Annotated in this window: 20 protein-coding genes; 13 read left to right on the forward strand and 7 right to left on the reverse strand. The window is 66.2% G+C overall.

Annotation, left to right across the window (positions count from 1 at the left end):
• Nucleotides 1-123 precede the first annotated feature (123 nt).
• From GGR73_RS11725 to rlmM, 5 genes are all read left to right on the forward strand, one after another.
• The gene (locus GGR73_RS11725) at nt 124-1,053 is read left to right on the forward strand and encodes a DMT family transporter (protein ID WP_046345772.1); all 930 of its coding nucleotides are present in this window, start codon (nt 124-126) and stop codon (nt 1,051-1,053) included.
• 61 nt (nt 1,054-1,114) lie between these two features.
• On the forward strand, nt 1,115-1,366 hold the full coding sequence (locus tag GGR73_RS11730; protein ID WP_167708183.1) for a hypothetical protein: 252 nt from the start codon (nt 1,115-1,117) through the stop codon (nt 1,364-1,366).
• A 176-nt stretch (nt 1,367-1,542) separates the two neighbouring features.
• Entirely contained in the window at nt 1,543-1,959 is a 417-nt protein-coding gene (locus GGR73_RS11735; protein WP_184457028.1) for a hypothetical protein, read from the forward strand.
• Nucleotides 1,959-2,519, forward strand: coding sequence for a nucleoside deaminase (locus GGR73_RS11740; RefSeq protein WP_184457030.1), 561 nt, complete (start codon nt 1,959-1,961; stop codon nt 2,517-2,519). The genes GGR73_RS11735 and GGR73_RS11740 overlap by 1 nt, the downstream gene beginning before the upstream one ends.
• A gap of 36 nt (nt 2,520-2,555) precedes the next feature.
• Nucleotides 2,556-3,599 (forward strand): 23S rRNA (cytidine(2498)-2'-O)-methyltransferase RlmM, encoded by a 1,044-nt coding sequence (gene rlmM / locus GGR73_RS11745; protein WP_184457032.1) that lies wholly within the window; start codon nt 2,556-2,558, stop codon nt 3,597-3,599.
• A 302-nt stretch (nt 3,600-3,901) separates the two neighbouring features.
• On the opposite strand, the gene GGR73_RS11750 is transcribed toward rlmM, so the two are convergent.
• The gene (locus GGR73_RS11750) at nt 3,902-5,011 is read right to left on the reverse strand and encodes a Gfo/Idh/MocA family protein (RefSeq protein WP_184457034.1); all 1,110 of its coding nucleotides are present in this window, start codon (nt 5,009-5,011) and stop codon (nt 3,902-3,904) included.
• Nucleotides 5,012-5,270: 259 nt separating this feature from the next.
• Here GGR73_RS11750 and GGR73_RS11755 point away from each other — a divergent pair, with 259 nt between their 5' ends.
• The 7 genes from GGR73_RS11755 (at nt 5,271) to GGR73_RS11785 (ending at nt 12,256) form a co-directional block, all read left to right on the forward strand.
• On the forward strand, nt 5,271-6,173 hold the full coding sequence (locus tag GGR73_RS11755; RefSeq protein WP_184457036.1) for an SMP-30/gluconolactonase/LRE family protein: 903 nt from the start codon (nt 5,271-5,273) through the stop codon (nt 6,171-6,173).
• Nucleotides 6,174-6,254: 81 nt separating this feature from the next.
• Complete coding sequence (locus GGR73_RS11760) at nt 6,255-6,977, forward strand: hypothetical protein (protein WP_016900745.1); 723 nt, start codon at nt 6,255-6,257, stop codon at nt 6,975-6,977.
• A 166-nt stretch (nt 6,978-7,143) separates the two neighbouring features.
• Nucleotides 7,144-7,539, forward strand: a complete 396-nt coding sequence (locus GGR73_RS11765) for an EF-hand domain-containing protein (RefSeq protein WP_039530569.1) — start codon at nt 7,144-7,146, stop codon at nt 7,537-7,539.
• 145 nt (nt 7,540-7,684) lie between these two features.
• Entirely contained in the window at nt 7,685-8,158 is a 474-nt protein-coding gene (locus tag GGR73_RS11770) for a MarR family winged helix-turn-helix transcriptional regulator (RefSeq protein ID WP_024938266.1), read from the forward strand.
• A 34-nt stretch (nt 8,159-8,192) separates the two neighbouring features.
• Nucleotides 8,193-9,020: a p-hydroxycinnamoyl CoA hydratase/lyase gene (locus tag GGR73_RS11775; protein WP_046345766.1), complete on the forward strand. Its 828-nt coding sequence runs from the start codon at nt 8,193-8,195 to the stop codon at nt 9,018-9,020.
• 83 nt (nt 9,021-9,103) lie between these two features.
• Complete coding sequence (locus tag GGR73_RS11780; protein ID WP_184457038.1) at nt 9,104-10,573, forward strand: aldehyde dehydrogenase; 1,470 nt, start codon at nt 9,104-9,106, stop codon at nt 10,571-10,573.
• A 204-nt stretch (nt 10,574-10,777) separates the two neighbouring features.
• On the forward strand, nt 10,778-12,256 hold the full coding sequence (locus GGR73_RS11785) for an AMP-binding protein (RefSeq protein ID WP_184457040.1): 1,479 nt from the start codon (nt 10,778-10,780) through the stop codon (nt 12,254-12,256).
• Nucleotides 12,257-12,451: 195 nt separating this feature from the next.
• Here GGR73_RS11785 and GGR73_RS11790 read toward each other — a convergent pair whose 3' ends face one another.
• The 3 genes from GGR73_RS11790 to GGR73_RS11800 all read right to left on the reverse strand — a co-directional run bounded on the left by GGR73_RS11790 (nt 12,452) and on the right by GGR73_RS11800 (nt 14,795).
• Complete coding sequence (locus tag GGR73_RS11790) at nt 12,452-13,453, reverse strand: LysR substrate-binding domain-containing protein (protein ID WP_016900751.1); 1,002 nt, start codon at nt 13,451-13,453, stop codon at nt 12,452-12,454.
• 66 nt (nt 13,454-13,519) lie between these two features.
• Nucleotides 13,520-13,879: a protocatechuate 3,4-dioxygenase subunit alpha gene (locus tag GGR73_RS11795; protein WP_016900752.1), complete on the reverse strand. Its 360-nt coding sequence runs from the start codon at nt 13,877-13,879 to the stop codon at nt 13,520-13,522.
• A 10-nt stretch (nt 13,880-13,889) separates the two neighbouring features.
• The gene (locus GGR73_RS11800; RefSeq protein ID WP_104577234.1) at nt 13,890-14,795 is read right to left on the reverse strand and encodes a gallate dioxygenase; all 906 of its coding nucleotides are present in this window, start codon (nt 14,793-14,795) and stop codon (nt 13,890-13,892) included.
• Between the two features lie 235 nt (nt 14,796-15,030).
• Here GGR73_RS11800 and GGR73_RS11805 point away from each other — a divergent pair, with 235 nt between their 5' ends.
• Nucleotides 15,031-15,705: a GntR family transcriptional regulator gene (locus GGR73_RS11805; protein ID WP_024938271.1), complete on the forward strand. Its 675-nt coding sequence runs from the start codon at nt 15,031-15,033 to the stop codon at nt 15,703-15,705.
• Nucleotides 15,706-15,898: 193 nt separating this feature from the next.
• On the opposite strand, the gene GGR73_RS11810 is transcribed toward GGR73_RS11805, so the two are convergent.
• The 3 genes from GGR73_RS11810 to GGR73_RS11820 all read right to left on the reverse strand — a co-directional run bounded on the left by GGR73_RS11810 (nt 15,899) and on the right by GGR73_RS11820 (nt 18,299).
• Complete coding sequence (locus tag GGR73_RS11810; protein WP_184457042.1) at nt 15,899-16,933, reverse strand: transporter; 1,035 nt, start codon at nt 16,931-16,933, stop codon at nt 15,899-15,901.
• Between the two features lie 125 nt (nt 16,934-17,058).
• Nucleotides 17,059-17,490, reverse strand: coding sequence for a nuclear transport factor 2 family protein (locus GGR73_RS11815; RefSeq protein WP_024938273.1), 432 nt, complete (start codon nt 17,488-17,490; stop codon nt 17,059-17,061).
• A gap of 86 nt (nt 17,491-17,576) precedes the next feature.
• Nucleotides 17,577-18,299: an alpha/beta fold hydrolase gene (locus tag GGR73_RS11820; RefSeq protein ID WP_184457044.1), complete on the reverse strand. Its 723-nt coding sequence runs from the start codon at nt 18,297-18,299 to the stop codon at nt 17,577-17,579.
• Nucleotides 18,300-18,392: the final 93 nt, after the last annotated feature.

Consider the following 18,392-nt stretch of genomic DNA (forward strand, 5'->3'; position numbering starts at 1 on the left):
CACGCGTGATGCAGTCAGCGGGGACGGCGCCTCAGAGCGGTATCTTCTGAGTTGATGAACAAGCGCAATGGAGACTGCCTGCCGCACTTCGTTGCATGCTGCATGGCATGAAGGAGCAGCACGATGCGTGAGCGCTTGATGGTGGGTGTTGCCTGCGGCATCGGCGCAGGTGCGTTATGGGGACTGGTGTTTCTGGCGCCGCAGTTGCTGGCGGCGTTTACGCCGTTGCAACTGGCCGTTGCCCGTTACCTGTCGTATGGCGCGGTCGCAGCCCTGGTGCTGGCACCGCGCGCGCGCCAGACCGCTGCGCGGCTGGGGCGCACCGAATGGTGGGCGCTGGTGCGTCTGAGCCTGCTGGGCAACCTGATCTACTACGTGCTGCTCAGCAGCGCGGTGCAGTGGGCCGGCAGCGCGGCGACCGCATTGATCATCGGCCTGCTGCCGGTGGTGGTCACCGTGATCGGTACGCGGGCCGCAGGCGCGGTGCAACTGCGACGCCTGGCCGCGCCCTGCGTGTTGTGCGTCATCGGCGTGGCGCTGGTCGCCCTGGACACCTTGCAGCACGATGCCGCTCACCACGCCAGCGATCGCGCCACCCGCATCGCCGGCCTGCTGTGCGCAGTCGGTGCACTGGTGTCGTGGTCGGCCTATTCCATCGGCAATGCGCGCTGGCTGCGGCGGCGCCCGGACCTGTCCGGTGGCGATTGGTCGCTGCTGACCGGTGTGGTCACCGGCGCATTGGCGCTGTTGTTGGCGCCGGCCGCACTGATCGGCAGCGCGCCACATGCGCCGATCGACTGGGCCAGTTTCTGGGGTATTTCGCTGTTGCTGGGCATCCTGGCCTCGGTAATCGGCAACGCCTTGTGGAACCGGGCCAGCCGGGTGCTGCCGCTGACTTTGGTTGGCCAGATGATCGTGTTCGAGACGATCTTTGCGTTGCTATACGGCTTTGCCTGGGAAATGCGCCTGCCCACGCCACTGGAGCTGGCCGCTATCGCCTGCCTGCTGGTCGGCGTGCTGTGGTGCGCAGCACTGCATGCGGAAGCGAAATGACGCCGGCACCTGATGCACGCAGCGGCCTAGATTGCAGGCTGTGTCCGCCAGCAACGCCGCCATGTGCCTCCCACAACCATGTCCACGCCCGCCTGCAAACACGCTGCGCAGCGCGGTGTTTTCCCTGTCGTTCGGCCTGGCGGCCTGCTCGCCGCAGCCACCGGTCCCGAACGCGGTGACCCCGGCCGAGGTGTTCTGCACGCTTCTTCCGGGCCGGCCAGATGACGATCTGCCCAGCGACCGCCGCGACGAAAGCATGCAGCAACTGGACCTTGCCACGCGCTGCCACCTGGCGCTGCGCAGACAGCGTTGACTGCGGTGAAACTGCAGGCGTGTTGCGGTCACACGCCGCGCCCCGGCCAGCGTCATCAGCCGCAACGCGCGCAGGGCCCGCGATCCCCGGGCTTTCCGTAGCTGATCCAGCGCGCGCCACATTCCGCGCATCCGGGGCTTACCATGGCCGCTCACCTGTCTGATCGGAGCGGCCGCATGTCCCGTCTTTTGTCCCGGTGTCTGAGCACGCTGTTGCTGCTGGCCTGTCTGGTGTCGATCGGCTGTGTGGCCGCACCGCCGGCCGATACCGCCGCGCAGCCTCCGGCGACCGACTCGGCAAGCGGCCCGGCCACCGGCAAACCGGTCACCGTGACCACCACCTGCCGCACCGACGCCGATTGCACGGTGAAGAACGTCGGCAACTGCTGCGGCGCCTTCCCGGCCTGCGTCAACGTCAACAGTGCCACCGACCCCAAAGGCGTACTGGCGCAGTGCCAGGCCAGCGGCATGATGAGCGTGTGCGGCTTCCGCGAGATCAGTGCCTGCCAGTGCGTGGCCGGGCAATGTGCCGCAAAGGACGCCCAGGCCGATACACTGCGCCCCGCTCCCCCCTCTACAGAAATGGTCCACTGATGCTTTACGCGCAAGTCCACCTCACGCTGCCCGACTGGATCCACGCGCATGTCGACGACAGCCGCGCCTATCCCAGCGACGAGGACAAGGTGGCGCTGGCAATCGAGCTGTCGCGGATGAATGTGCAAGAGCGCAGCGGCGGCCCGTTCGGTGCGGTCGTGTTCGGCCCGGACCACCGCATCATCGCCGCGGCGGTGAACCGCGTGGTGCCGCAGACCACCTCGCTGGCGCATGCCGAAAACATGGCCTACATGCTCGCGCAGCAGCGCCTGCAGACGCCGCGCCTGAACGATGTGCTGTCGCCGGTAACGCTGGCCACCTCCGCGCAGCCGTGCTGCCAGTGCTACGGCGCCACGGTGTGGGCCGGCATCGACCGCCTGCTGATCGGCGCACGCGCCGAAGACGTGATGGCGCTGACCGAATTCGACGAAGGCCCGCTGCCTGCCGACTGGGTGGGCGAGCTCACCCGCCGCGGCATCGAGGTGGTGCGCGACGTGCATCGCGATCAGGCCTGCGTGGTGCTGCGCAACTATGGCGAGGGCGGCGGTGACCATTACTGATCTGCCCCGCAGCGATCGCGCACGCCAGGCACTGCGATGAGCGGCCTGCTGTGTTACTGCCGCCAGGGCTTCGAGCCGGAGCTGGCCGCCGAGTTGAGCGCGCGCGCCGCATTTGTCGGCATCGCCGGCTATGCGCGTACCCAGCGCAACGACGGCTATGTGCTGTTCGTCTGCGATGAGGCCGCACAACTGGCTGCCAGGCTGCACTGGCGCGAGCTGATCTTCGCGCGGCAGAAGCTGGTGGTGATTGCCGAACTCAAGGGCATCGACCCCAAGGACCGCATCACGCCGATCCTGGCCGCACTGGAAGGCCAGCCGCGTTTCGGCGATCTGTGGGTGGAACACCCGGATTCGGACGCGGGCAAGCCGCTGGCAGGGCTGGCGCGCAGCTTCGGCAATGCCTTGCGTCCGGCCTTGCGCAAGGCCGGCCTGCTCACCGACAAGCCGCAGCCGCGCCTGGCACGGCTGCACATCTGTTTTCTCGATGGCGACCACGCCTTGCTGGCGGTGGCAGATAGTGCCGACAGCGCGCCCTGGCCTCTGGGCATTCCACGTTTGAAGCTGTTGCCGGAGGCGCCATCGCGCTCGGCGCTCAAACTCGACGAAGCCCTGCTCACCCTGCTCGCACCGGACGAACGCGAAGCGCTGGTCAAGCCCGGCATGCGCGCCGCCGATCTGGGCGCAGCCCCCGGCGGCTGGACCTGGGTGCTGACCCGCCAGCATGTGCATGTCACCAGCGTCGACAACGGCCCGCTACGCGATCATGTGCTGGAAACCGGCCTGGTCGAGCATCTGCGTGCCGACGGCTTTCATTGGAAGCCTGCGCAGGCGCTGGACTGGATGGTCTGCGACATGGTCGAGCAACCGCGCCGCGTGGCCGAACGCATGGCCACCTGGATCCGCGAAGGCTGGTGCCGCAACACCATCTTCAACCTCAAGCTGCCGATGAAAAAGCGCTGGGACGAGACCCGCCTGTGCCTGGACCTGTTCGAGCAGCAGGCCGAGAAATCGCTGATCGTGCGTGCCAAGCAGCTGTATCACGATCGTGAGGAGATCACGGTGTTGGCGATGCGGGGTTGAGAGCGGGGAATCGGGAATCGGGATTGGGGAATCGTAAGAGCTGGGATTCGGGATTCGGGAATCGTAAAAGCGCGGATTGGTGGCGTTGTTATTGCGGTGGGTGCTGGCGGGTATCGCGGGAGCTGGTGTGGTGATTCACCTGCGCCAGTCGCACTGATGGCAGTCCGGCGTGATTGATCGGTAGCCGCTCTCGGTGCTGGACTGCACGGGCTGTGGGAATTTCATCGTGGCAGGCTGGTGCGCGCCAGCCTGCTCGTTTCGCTTCGGCGGGCAGCTCCGCAGGTTGACAGAGCTTACGCGCATCAGAGCACGATTCGCTTGCTGCCCTCGCGGGCCGAGCGGTAGATCGCATCGACGATGCGGATGTCGCGCAGGCCTTCTTCGCCGGGCGCACGCAGCGGGGTGCCATTGATGATCGCCAGCGCGTCCTCGTCCATCTGCAGTGCCTGCTGGTGCGGCACCTTGGCGTCGAACACGCGCCCGTCGCTGGCCTTGCCGGTCACGCCCTGGTAGCTCTGGAACGGCGACAACTCGTACCAGCCGCGTTCGCATTCGGCACGCAGCACGTTCATGTTGTTGCCGAAACTGGTCTTGCACGCGGCACGCACCGCGTTCGGGAATTCCAGGGTGAAGTCCATATGCTCGTCGACTTCGTCGAACAGCTCGGGGCGATCGGTCCAGCGCTTGGCGGTCACGGCCAACGGCTCGCTGCCCACCGTGTAGCGCGCGGCATTGAGCGGATACACGCCCATGTCGTACATCGCCCCGCCGCCGAACTGGGAGCGCAAGCGCCACGGACGGTCGGCCTTGGTCGCATCGTGATAGCCGTTGTACCCGGCCTCGGCGCGCACACGCTGCATTGCGCCGAACGGTTTTTCGCTGGCCATCGCGATCAGGCGACGCGTGTTGGGTTCGTGCTGCATCCGGTAACCGATGGTCAGCGCCACCTTGTTGCGCTTGCACGCCGCGATCATCGCCTCGCATTCGCCGGCATGCATCGCCATCGGCTTTTCGCACCAGACGTGCTTGCCGGCCGCCGCCGCGCGCAGCGTCAGCGGCGCATGCAGATGGGTCGGCGTGACGATGTAGACCACGTCGATGTCGTCGTTGTCGGCGATCCGGTCGAAGTTCTCGTAGTTGTAGACGTTGCGGTCGGCGATACCGTACTTGGCCTGCCACTGCGGAATCTTCGCGGGCGTGCCGGTGACGATGCCGGCCAGCCTGCAATGCTTGGTCAATGCCAGGCCCGGCGCGAGCTGTTCGCTGGCATAACTGCCCAGGCCGGCCAACGCCACGTTGAGCGGTTTGCCCGGCTTTTTCTTCGGCAATGCCCAGCCGGGCGCAGCAAGCAGGATGCCGGCACCGCCGAACGCGGCGAGCAAACGGCGACGTGTGATCGATTCCACGGACATGCAAACCTCCTTGGCAAGATTGAGAGCGGCTGACACCATCGCATGCGGTCGTCAGCGACGACGACACACTCGCACGGAGTGTCAGTGGGTACATGCCGCACCGCGCCCACTCACACTGCCCGCAGATGGGCGCAGTGCTGCTGTTGGTCGCTCGTCGGCCAATGCTGCCCGGGCACCTTACTTGATCGTGCGTGATCACCGCCATGGCCGCTGCGCACGTTCTGGCACACTGGCAACGATCCCATCTGGAGCATGCCGCATGACCGCTGTCGTACGCCGCCGTTTCCTGCCGTTGGCGTTGCTGTTGTCCAGCTCGCTGGCGACCGCTGCCGATGCGCCCTTCGTTGCGCGCGACCTGATCGGCGATGGCGCCTTCACCCACAATGCCGAAGGTCCTGCCGCCGGACCGGATGGCGCGCTCTATGCGGTGAATCTGGGCAAGGACGGCACCATCGCGCGCATTGCCCTGCACGCCGATGGCAGCGCCAAGGCAGAGGTCTTCGTGACCCTGCCCGTGGGCAGTACCGGCAATGGCATCCGCTTCCGCGACGGGACGATGTACGTGGCCGACTTCACCGGCCACAAGATCCTGCAGGTGAACCTGCAGACGCGTGCGGTCAGCACCTTCGCCTCGCTGCCCGACGCCGACGGCCCCAACGATCTGGCGATTGCGCCCGATGGCAGCTTCTATGCAAGCGACCCGAACTGGAAGGACAACAGCGGCCGCCTGTGGCACATCAGCCGCGAGGGCGTCGTCACGTTGATCGAATCGGGCATGACCACGCCCAACGGGGTGGACGTCAGCCCCGACGGCAAGCATCTCTACGTCAACGAAAGCATGTCGCGCAAGGTATGGGTATACGACCGCGTCGACGGCGGCCTGCGCAACAAGCGCCTGCTGATCAGCTTCCCGGACTTCGGCATGGATGGCATGCGTTGCGATGCCGACGGCAACCTCTATATCGCCCGCTACGATGCCGGGCAGATCGCGGTGGTCTCACCGCAGGGCAAGTTGCTGCGCACGGTCGCGTTGAAAGGCCGCAAGGCCAGCAACGTCGCGTTCGGCGGCACCGATGGCAAACAGGTGTTCGTCACCTTGCAGGATCGTGGCGCAGTTGAAACGTTCAGGTCCGATCGTCCGGGCCGCGAAACCGGACGCTGAAACTGCTGCGCGCGTCGCAACGGTTCTCAGGTCGCGCAACAGCGTCCTGGCATCCTGCAGGTCACCCGTGGAGGACTCCCCATGCAACCGATCGAACTCAAGGACGCGGCTGCCTTCGGCAACGAATTCCTGCGCCTGACCCTGCTGCAGGGATTCCAATCGCTGACCAAGCGCGATCTGGAATTGCTGATCTTCGTGCTGCTCGAACGCGACGGCGCCATCTCGCGCAACAGCTCCAACGCAATGGTCGCGCTGCAGCTGCGGGTGACCTCGGCCAAGGTCAAGGCGCTGCGTCGTGACGGCTATGCGCGCTGGCGCTCGCTGGTACCCGAGGAAGGCGACGCGGCAATGCAGCGCATCGTCGCCAACGTGCTCACCGAAGACAACCTGCGCTCCGGTGCCAAGCACGTCAGCGAGCGTAGCCGCAAGGAAGGCTTTCTGGCGGTACGCATCGAGCACCCGGACGATGCGCAGCAATTCGAACAGGCCATCCTGGATGTGGGTGCCTTGCCGGTGTACGAGCGCAATCGCGAAGTGGTCGCGGTACGCTTCGACACGCTGCTGAAAGTCGCCGAGCGCTGGGGCTATCTGCAACCGGATCCGCAGGCCACCGTGCGCGAACTGCAAAAGCTCACGCCCACCGCCGAAGAAGTGGCGGACCTGTTGAAGAAGGATATCGCGCAGGTGCGTTGGGAAGACGTACGGCGCGCGCTCAACAGCCTGGGCGCCAAGGCCGTGGCCAGCACTGCCGAGGGCGGTCTGAAGGGCTTGTTGAAGATCGTGTTTCCATTCATCCCCGGCTGAGCCGCTGTCCTGGATGCGGCGTGCGACGGTGTGCTGCGGCCATGGGTTCCGGTTGCCGATGCCGCATCGCGCACGCTGCACTGCCGTCAGCCCGAGCGCACGTTGCACACCTCAGGACGCCCGACAGCCTCTATGCTTGCGGGCTGTTCCACATCAGGGGGATCTGATGACCACCGTTCGTACCGTTTCGTTTTCCGTATTGCTGCTGCTCGGCGGCCACGCGCTCGCGCAACAGGCGCCGACGCCGGCCAGCAGCATGCCGCTGATCGATGTGCCCAATGTGATTCGCACCCAGCCGCTGTCCAGCGGCGAGGTCACCCATCAGGCCCAGCTGGAACGCCCGCGCGGCGAGTCCAGCGTGATCGTGCGCTCGATCCAGCCCAACAGCGTGGTCGGCAGCTACCGCATCGACTTCCAGGCCATGGATACCGACGGCGACGGCAGCATCAGCCGCGCCGAGGCACAGGCCAACCCGGCACTGGCCGATGAATTCGACGCGCTCGACACCCAGCACAGCGGCCACCTGAGCCGCGAACAGCTGGCCGGCTGGCTGATCCAGTAAGGCATTCGGCAGCATCGCAAACAGGGCCGCGCGCGTCCGCGCTACGCAGGCGCGCATGGCCCTTCGTTTATGACCGCCACAACCTCTTGCAGTGCCCGCTTCGGTCGGCTAGATTGTATTTAACGGATACAATTTGGATGGATCGATGAGCGCTCGCCTGGCCCTTGCCGCAGACCTTGGCTATCAATTGCAACTGGCGACCCTGGCCTCCAGCCACGCCGCGCGCCAGGAACTGGCCGAACTGCACCTGACCCCGGCGCGCGTCACCGCCTTGATCCACATCCGCGACCAGCCCGGCTGCGACCAGACCGAACTGGGCAACCGCCTGCTGGTCAATCGCGCTGCCGGCATGAAGATCGCTAACGCACTGGCCGAGCAGGGCCTGATCGAGCGCCTGGCCGGCCGCGACCGACGCAGCAAGGGCCTGTACCTCACCCCGCTTGGCGAGCGCACGCTCGGCACCGCCCAGGGCTGCCTGGCGCGGGCGGTCGCGCGCACCTGCACCGGCCTGCAGGCCAGCGAGCAGCAGACCTTGTTGCGCCTGCTCTGCAAGTTGAACGCCAGCGCCACGTTGGAACGGGCAAACGTGCCGGACGCCGCGCTCGCCGAAGAACTGTGATTTCCACTCTGTACCGACTCGAAGGAGACGCCGCTTGAACGAGCATGACGTGGTATCGGTCCGTATCGAAAACCGCATTGCCTGGGTGAAGTTCGCACGCCCCGACAAACGCAATGCGATGAGCCCGGCGCTCAACCGCCGCATGATGGACGTGCTGGACGAGCTGGAATTCGACGACAACGTCGGCGTGCTGGTGCTCGGTGGCGAAGGCACCGCCTGGTCGGCCGGCATGGATCTGAAGGAATACTTCCGCGAAACCGAGGCCCAGGGCCTGCGCGGCGTGCGTCGCTCGCAGCGCGAATCCTACGGCTGGTTCCGCCGCCTGCGCTGGTACCAGAAACCCACCATCGCGATGGTCAACGGCTGGTGCTTCGGTGGCGGTTTCGGGCCGTTGTTCGCCTGCGACCTGGCGATCGCCGCCGACGAGGCGCAGTTCGGCCTGTCGGAAATCAACTGGGGCATCCTGCCCGGCGGCGGCGTCACCAAGGTCGCGGTGGAACTGCTGTCCATGCGCGATGCGATGTGGATGACGCTGACCGGCGAGATGGTCGACGGCAAGAAGGCCGCCGAATGGCGCCTGGTCAACGAAAGCGTGCCGCTGGAACGGCTGGAAGCGCGCACGCGCGAGGTGGCCGAGCTGCTGCTCAGGAAGAACCCGGTCGCGCTGAAGTACGCAAAAGATGCGGTGCGCCGGGTCGGCACCATGACCTACGACGAAGCCGAAGATTACCTGGTGCGCATGCAGGAAGCGGCCAATTCGTTCGACAACAACGCCCGCAAAGAAGGCATCCGTCAGTTCATCGACGAGAAGAGCTACAAGCCTGGCCTGGGCGAATACGACCTGACCAAAAACAGCGCCTGAGCACGTCCTACGGCGCCTGAAGCGATGCGTGCAGCACGCGCATCGCTGGCGCTGCCAGTGGTTTTCTGCACCGAGGAGGGAGTATGGAAGCCTTGTCCGCAACCCTGCGCGGGATCGCTGCGCGTGGGCCGTTGGGCCTGTTCATCGATGGCCAATGGCGCGCAAGCAGCGGCGATCGCGACGTCGATGTGATTGCCCCACACACCGAACAACGCCTGCTGCGCTACACCGAGCCCTCGCCGGCGGACACCGAGGCGGCCATCGCCGCCGCGCGTGCCGCGTTCGACAGCGGCCCCTGGCCGCAGCTATCGCCGCAAGAGCGTGGCGTCGTGCTCAAGCGCGTGGCCGCACAGCTGCGTGCGCGCCTGCCGGAGCTGGCCGAGGCCTGGACCGGACAGGTCGGCGCCACCATCGGCTTCAGTCGCCGCGCCTCGCAGCAGGCACCCGGCCTGTTCGACTATTACGGCGACCTGATCGCAACCCACCCATTCGTGGAGCCGCGTGCACGTGCCAACGGCGGCCGCGTGCATATCGTGCAGGAGCCGGTAGGCGTGGTCGCCACGATCACTCCCTGGAACGCACCGCTGGTGTTGCTCTGCTACAAGGTCGCTGCGGCCCTGGCGGCCGGTTGCACGGTGGTGGCCAAACCCTCGCCGGAAACGCCGATCGACGCCTACATCCTGGCCGAATGCATCAGCGCCGCCGGCGTACCCGATGGCGTGTTCAATCTGCTGCCGGGCGGTCGCGAGGTCGGCGAACAGCTGATCCGCCATCCGCAGGTGGACAAGGTGAGTTTCACCGGCTCCACCCAGGCCGGGCGGCTGATCGGGGTGGCCTGCGCCGAGCGCCTGGCGCGGGTCGGGCTGGAGCTGGGCGGCAAGTCGGCCGCGATCGTGCTGGACGATGCAGACATCGCCAAACTGCTGCCCAGCCTGGTGCCCTACTCGATGCCGATCACCGGCCAGGTGTGCTTCGCGCTCACCCGGGTGCTGGTGCCGGCGCAGCGACGCGAAGAGATCCTGCAGGCGTACTGCGCGGCCGTGGGCGCGCTCAAGCTGGGCGACCCGTTCGCAGCCGAGACTGGCATGGGCCCGTTGGCGCTTGGCCGCCAGCTCGAGCGCGTGCAGTCCTACATCGCACAAGGCCGCACCGAGGGCGCGCGCCTGGTCATGGGCGGCGGCCGCCCGACGCATCTGCCGCGCGGCTTCTTCATCGAGCCGACGGTGTTTGCCGGGGTGACGCCGGACATGACCATCGCCCGCGAAGAGATCTTCGGCCCGGTGGTGAGCTTCATCGATTACCACGACGAGGCCGACCTGATCGCCAAGGTCAATGCCAGCGACTTCGGCCTGCACGGCACGGTCTACAGCGAGGACCCCGATCGCGCCTACCGCATCGCCCGCCGCGTGCGCAGCGGCAGTCATTCGATCAATGGCATGTGGGTGGACTTCGACATGCCGTTCGGCGGGGTCAAACATTCCGGGATCGGCCGCGAAGGCGGCATCGAAGGGCTGCACGCCTTCCTCGAAACCAAGACCATCTATCTCAGTTAGGCCCTTCAGTCCACCGACCGCGCAATCACCAGAGCGCGGTCGCAACGCGATGCGACAGGCACTGCCTTGTCCATCGGTTCCTGCGGTGTGTTCGCACTTCCTGGTGAACGTTCGCCAGGTGTTTTCGCACACGCGTCAACCTTCAGCCGCAGCCGTCGCACTCACGCCAGTCACTCCCCCAATCTGCATTCGGAAGACAGCGCCATGACCATGCCGACCGACTCGATCTCCTTCCACGCCCGCCTCACCCCACACCGGCTTGCCGCCCGCGACCTGCTGCAAGACCGGCAATGGACGTACGCAGAACTGGATGTCTTGATCGGCCGTCTGGCCGCCTTGCTGCAGGCGCGCGGCTGCATCGATGGCGAACGGCTCGCCGTGCTGGCGCGCAATTCGGTCTGGCAGGTGGCGCTGCATTTCGCCTGTGGACGGGTCGGCGCGATTTACGTGCCGCTGAACTGGCGGCTGAGCACGGCCGAACTGGATGCATTGCTGCAGCGCGCCGAGCCACGCCTGCTGTTGGGCGACGACGTTGCGGCAGGGCGTGCCGATGTCGCCTCGCTGGCCGACTTCGTCGATGCGGCGAACACGCTCGACACGGCGGACACCGGGTCGATTCCCCCCGAACGCATCAGCCTGATCCTGTTTACCTCGGGCACCTCCGGCCAGCCCAAAGGCGTGATGCTGAGCGAGCAGAACCTGCAGCAGGTGGCGCACAACTTCGGCGTCACCACGCGCGTGGATGCCGGCAGCAGTTTCCTGTGCGAAGCGCCGATGTTCCACATCATCGGCCTGGCCACCAACGTGCGCCCGGTGCTGGCGGTGGGCGGCTCGATCCAGGTCTCCAACGGCTTCGAGCCCACGCGCACGCTGGCCTGGCTGAGCGACCAGTCGATGGGCATCACCCATTACGTCGGCGTGCCGCAGATGATGCAGGCCTTCCGCAGCCAGCCCGGTTTCGACGCGGCGTCGCTGCGGCATCTCACCGCGCTGGTCAGCGGCGGCGCGCCGCATGCCAGCGATGACCTGCTCGGCTGGCTGGACGACGGTGTGCCGATGGTCAGCGGCTTCGGCATGAGCGAGGCCGGCACGGTGTTCGGCATGTCGGTGGACTGCGCGGTGATCCGCGACAAGCTGGGCGCAGTCGGCATTTCGACCCCTGCAGTGCAGACGCGCGTGGTCGATGGCGATGGCAACGACTGCCCGGTCGACATGCCCGGCGAGCTGTTGTTGCGCGGCGCCAACCTCAGCCCCGGCTACTGGCGCGACCCGCAGGCAAGCGCCGCTGCGCTCGACGAGCACGGCTGGTTCCGCACCGGCGACATCGTGCGGCGCGATGCCGACGGGTTCTTCTGGGTCGTCGATCGCAAGAAGGACATGTTCATTTCCGGCGGCGAGAACGTGTATCCGGCCGAGATCGAAGCGCTGCTTGCCGATCACCCGCAGGTGCGCGAATGCGCAGTGGTGGGGATCGCCGACCCCCAATGGGGAGAGGTGGGCTACCTGGCGATCGTGCCGGCCGACGAGACGCCGGATCTGGAGCAGATCCGCGCCTATCTGATCGAACGGCTGGCCAAATACAAGGTGCCCAAACACCTGCGCGTGGTCGAGGCGCTGCCGCGCACCGCGACCGGCAAGCTGCAGAAGGCGCGCCTGAAAGATGCGCTGGCTAACGAAGTGTGATGCGCCCGGATCTGGATTACGCCGCAAGCAGCCGGCAGTGACGCGCAGGCTGCTGCCCCGCCACAACAGCGACACGGCAGCGGCCGATGCCAGACAGCACAACGGGCAGCCTGAGCTGCCCGTTGCATGCATGCCGCACTCCAGCGCCATCGCGACATGGCAGCGGCTTACGCCGCGCATGCCGCGCTCAATCGATCACGCGGACTCGCCCAGCAACAGGTTGTCCTCGCTGATCTGGTCGTCCACCCACACCGCCCCCTGCTCGGCCATGACCGCCAACTGGTGTTCCAGTTCGCGCATCAACAGGCGCACGCCGGGCTTGTGGATGGCACTGCCATCGCGATAGATCACCCCGCCTGCGCGCGCCTGCGACGGCTGCTGCAGCTGGAAGGCGCGCAGCTCGCCGCGTGCGATATCCCCGGCCACCATCATGCTCGGCATCACCGCGATGCTGTCGGTGCCGAGCAGGATCTCGCGGGTGAAGCTGGCCGAACTGGAACGCAGCTGATCGCGCGTGGCCAGCCCATGCTCGCGCATCACCTGCGCCACGTCGCGCTCGACATGCTGGCTCAGCGTCGGCAGCACCTGGCGATACGCAGCGGCTTCGGCGATGCGCACCTGGCCGTTGGCAAACAGGGGGTGATCGCTGCGCGCCACCAGCGCGATCGGGTCCTGGTACAGCACCTTGCGGATCAACGCGTCGTAGCGGGCCAACGGATACAGCCGGCCCACCACCAGGTCGATCTCGTTACCGGCCAGCTTGGGCAGCAGTTCGTCGGTGCGTCCGTGCAGCAGGCGTACCCGCAGCGTGGGTTCGGCGCGATACAAGGCGGCCAGCACGGCCGGCAACAGGCCGCTGGCGGCGACCGGCAACGCGCCCACGGTGATGGTAAGCGCGTCGTCCTGCAGCAGCCCTTCGAAGGTGTCCTGCGCGCGGCGCAACTGGCCGAGCACGACATGCGCGGTCTGTACCAGCACCTCGCCCATCGCATTGGGGCGCACGCCGCGCGAATGGCGCTCGAACAGCGGCGCGCCGACGATCTCTTCGATCTCCTGCAGGGCACGCGTCAATGCGGGCTGGGTGACGTTCAACACGCGTGAGGCGCGGAGCAGGCTTTTCTGCCGGTCCAGCGCCTCGATGACACGTAGATGCCGGACCTTGATGCGGTGTTCGAAGAACACGGAGGACATGGTCATGGGGGTAGACCTTACGTTGGGAAGTCGGGGAATGCGGCGGGACGGCACCAGGCCGCCGCCTGCAGCTCAGCGTGCATCGGGTACACGCCGGGTCTGCATGAAATCTTCGAAGGATTCGCCACGCATGATGGCGTAGACCTGCAGATTGGTCATGCGCACCACGCGGGCAAATTTTTCGATGACGAAGAAGTTGGCGCCGTACTGCACCAGCCCGAGCCAGTCGCGTGCACGGATCAGCGCCTTTTCATGCTCGGTGAGGCCGGCTTCCTGCATCAGGGTTTCGGAATCTTCGAGAAAGCGATCGCGCCATGGGGCGCGGATCATATGCCAGAAGAATCGGTTGATGCGCAACGCGCGGTTGCTGGTGCGCAGATCGAACAGGTAAGTGCCGCCGATCTGCTCCATGCCCTGTACTTGCGGATTCATCGGCCGGCCCTCATGCAGCATTCGCGGTAGACGTGGCGTGCGCGAGCAATTGCGTCGAAGACGGCGCGTCAGCGGCTTCGACGCCCGGCTCGTACAGCACCACCGTCATCGCGGTGGTGGTCATCAGGTAGTAGTTCTGATGCAGCTTGCGGATCGGCCCGCCCAGCGCGCCACGCATCGCCAGCCACATGATCTGCTCCACGCTTTCGGCGCCGCCCAGGCGCACGTAATCGGTGTGGGTGAGATCGGTAAGCGTTTCCGGCGCATGCTGGAAGCGGTCCAGAAATTCCATGTCCCAGTCGGTGTTGTTGAAACCGGTGCGCTCGCCGTGGATCTGGTGCGACAGCCCGCCGGTGCCCACCACCACCACCTTGAGATCCTCCGGATAGGATTCGATCGCCCGCCGCACCGCCTGGCCCAGGCGGTAGCAGCGGCGCGCGGTCGGCAGCGGGTACTGCAGCACGTTGATCGCGATCGGCACCACCGTGCCCGGCCAGTCCGGCACGTGCGGCCACAGCAACGGCAGCGGCGCCGCGCAGCCATGGTCGATCGGCTTGTCCTGAAAGACCGTCAGATCGAACTCGTCGTTGACCAGACATTCGGCGATATGCGCCTGCAATTGCACATCGCCGCGGATCGGCGGCAGGTTGCGCAGCCCTGCGCCTTCGTCGGCCACCGGGAAGCGCTCGCCGATGCCCAGGGCGAAGGTCGGATACAGGTCGAAGAAGAACGTCGTGCAATGGTCGTTGTAGAAGAACACCAGCACGTCTGCCTGCTGCTCGGCCAACCAGGCAGCCACCGGCGTGTAGCCGTCGAACAACGGCTTCCACAACGGATCCTGCTGTTTGCCCTTGTCGTAGGCCACCCCGATGGTGGGAACGTGCGAGGTTCCGATGCCGCCGATGATGCTTGCCATGCTGCACTCCTGCGATGCACGCCGGCCACTTTCCCTGGCCGGGTGCGCACCATTGATTGAGTCGAAATCCGTCCCGCCATGGGATCCCAACAACGCCGACCAGCCACTCCGGACCGCCAAAACGGTATCCTTGGGATCCAAAGTGCCACCAAGCGCTCTCATCTGCAAGGTTTTTATACCGGTTTTGCGAGTTTTCCCCGTCGAAGGAACGTGCGCTGCGGTACGGCGCGAGAGAATGGAGCCAATGGCGAACAACCACCGATTGCAAGCGGTCCAGCAGCTACGCGAACTGATCCTGTGCGGCACCTTTGCCCCCGGTGAGCGCATCACCGAAGCCGCGCTGGCCGAACGACTGGCCATCTCGCGCACCCCCATCCGTCAGGCCCTGCCGGCGCTGTGCCAGGAAGGCCTGCTGGTGCAGGCCGGCAACCGCGGCTATGCGGTGCGACGTTTCAGCCAGCAGGAAAGCCTGGACGCCCTGGCGGTGCGTGCCCTGATGGAAGGCATGGCCGCACGCGCCGTCGCCGAACAGGGCGCCTCGGCTGCGTTGCTGGCCACGCTGCATGCCTGTCTGGGCGAAGGGGACCGGATCCTGGCCTCGCGCAGCCTGGATGCCGACGACGAGCAGGCCTATGGCGCGATGAATGCCCGCTTCCACCGTGCCATCGTGGTGGCCGCCAACAAGCCGATCCTGACCGAGACCGTGGACCGGTGCACCGTGGTGCCCTTCGTCAGCCCGGTCAATGTGGTGTTCGGCCAACGCTCGCCCACCCTGGCCTACGACGATCTGTACTACGGACATCGGCAGCACGGCGCCATCGTCTCGGCCATCGAACAACGCGATGGCGCGCGTGCCGAGCTTTTGTTCCGCGAGCATGCCAATACCCAGCGCCACAGCATGGGCATCTGACGCGCGCACGGGTCTGGCGCGGACAGCGTGCACTGGCGAGGCCTGGTCTGGCGAAGCAGCCTGCACAGCTCAGAACTCGAACGTAGGACTACCCGGGCTTGCGCTGCATGCAGCGTTGCCTGCATCCGTCTGCGCCGCAGCATGCACGCAGACCCGCCGGCGTGCATGCTGCGGATATGTGCGTGCTTCCACGTCAAAGGGAATGCACGAACATCAGGTTGACGCTGGTGCCGGCCACCGAGTTCTTCACCTCTACCGGTAGATAGACATTGAAATTCAGCAGGTTGTTGGCATCCAGCCGCCAGGATAGCCCCGGCCCGAGATAGAACTGCATGCGTTTGCTGTCGGGCACACGCTGCCCGTTGGTGCGGTTGTCCTTCAGCTGCTGCAGGTAATACCCGTTGATGCCCAGGCGCAGTTGCTCGCTGACCTTGAACGAGCTGGCCAGGTTGGCCCACAGCACATCGCCGGCCTGACCATTGCGAAAACGGAATCCCGGGATCGGCGGTACGCCGCCGGCGCGATCGGTGCGGAAATTGTAGAGATAGTTCAGCCGCATGCTGATCTCCCAGTTGTCGCTGGGCTGCACGGTGAACGCCCAATGCGGCGCCACCGACCAGAATCCGGTGCTCTGGTTGATCGCGACATCGCGATCGAACTTGCCCACCGGAGCGAACGCATCGATTGCGAAGCGCTGGAAGAACAGGACTCGTCCGTTGCGCATCACCGGGTCGATCTGCAGCGCCGGGCCGAAGGAAATGTCGCCCATCCCGAACCCGTTGCCGCGCAACTGCACGGGGCTGTCTGCGGCGAAGGACATGTCGTAATTGACCAGCGGCACGATCGCATTGAGGCTCAGCGACGCGCGCTTCCACCGATAGGGCGTGACGTAGATCAGCTGGGTCAGCAGGACGCTGACACCGACCTTGGGATCGCGGAAGGCGGCCGAATCGTCGCCGCGCGCGTCCTTGATCGCGTCGAAGTCGTAGTGGCGTAGATACTCGATCACCGTCCAGCCCGGCGTCGAGGAGCCGAAGCCATCGAGAAAACTCGTCCCGCCCAGGTTGATGCCCTGCGGCGGTGCAGCGGTTTCCGGCACCGCTTGTGCGGATGCCGCAACGGGCACGCCGGCGCCCAGCAGTGTCAGCAAGGTCAGGACACGGCGCCGGTACGACGGCAACCGTGGCGGTGCAACGGCACAACGGGCAGATGAGCTCACGCGTTCCACTAGGCGATTCTCCAATGCGATGGATGGATGACTGCGGCGCGACGTGGGGGAGGAAAGCGGTGCTGCGGTACGCGGCGGCGGCGAACGCGCCGTCTGTGCGTCGTTGAATGGGTTAGAGGCAGCGATCAGTCAGCGCCGATGCGCATCAGCAAGGCGCCAAGCCGCTGCTTGAACAACCAGCGCCCCTGCTCCAGTACCAGCACGTCGTCGAAACTGCCGAGCAACGCAGGCGATTGAGCCGTCCAGGGCGGCGCCGTCGAGGTGTCTGCAGCGGTGTAGAGCAGGACCTTGCTGTGCGCATGCGCCAGGGTCGGCGACTGGATGCTGACCAGGGTGTTGAGCATCAGGTGACAGGTCGTCCGCGGCGGGCGCGCGCGGAACGATTGCAGAATCGCCTCGCGCCCGTGCACCGGCAGCTCCGGCGCACTGGGGCGGGCGAACACGCCGTCGGCAGTGAACAATGCGGCGAGCCCGTCGTGATCGTGACGATCGTTGAGCAGTGCGAATTGGCGAATCGCCTGCTCGCAGGCAATGATGATCGATGCATCGTCGGGCATGCAGCCTCCTCGGGGTGTTGCTGAAAAAACCGACACGCCTGGTCAGCGACGGCAGCGCACGCGCCGCCAGCCGGACCGGGCCGCCATCACGCGTCCTGCAGCCAGTCGCGCATTGCAGCACTGACGGCCGCGGGCGCTTCCAGGGGCGCCATATGCCCGCTGTTTTCGAAGACCACCAGCCGTGCGTGCGGGATCTGCCGCGCCATCTGCTGGTGCTGGGCCAGGGGGCTCCAGACGTCCTGGCGACCCACGCCCAGCAAGGTCGGGCAGCGGATCTGTGCCAGCACCGGCGCGGCATCGGGGCGCTCCAGCAAGGCTTCGATCTGGCCGGCGTAGGTCTGCACGCTATGCCGCTGCACCATCGCCATCAGTGGGTTCATCAGCCCGGCATCGGCGTGCCGGTCCGGATGCAGCATCGGCGGCAGCCATTGCCGTGCCAGCGCCTGCATGCCTTGCGTCTGCGCAAGCCGCACCAGCGCCGCGCGCTGCTCACGCTCGCCGTCGCGGCGTGGCGCAATACCGGTGTCCAGCAAGGCCAGGCGCTGCACGCGTTGCGGCGCCTGGCGCATGATCTCCAGCGCCACCCGCCCGCCCATCGAATGGCCGGCCACTGCGAACTGCGGCGGAGCGACGGCCAATACGTGTGCTGCCATCTGCACGATGCTGTCGAAGCCGGCGAAGTCCAGCACCTGCACCTCGGCCAGATCGCTCAGCGCCGCGCGTTGCGGCTGCCAGATGCTGGCGTCGCAGAGCAGGCCGCAGAGCAGCAGCAGGCCAGGTCGGGACGAATGGGTGGCGGAAGATGACATGGCTCGACTGTAGCCACGCCGGCTGCGCCCGTCGTATGGAACATGCTGCCCGCGCTATAAGCGAATCAACATACCAAGACATGGCCGCCAACG

Source organism: Xanthomonas sp. F14, assembly GCF_014199865.1.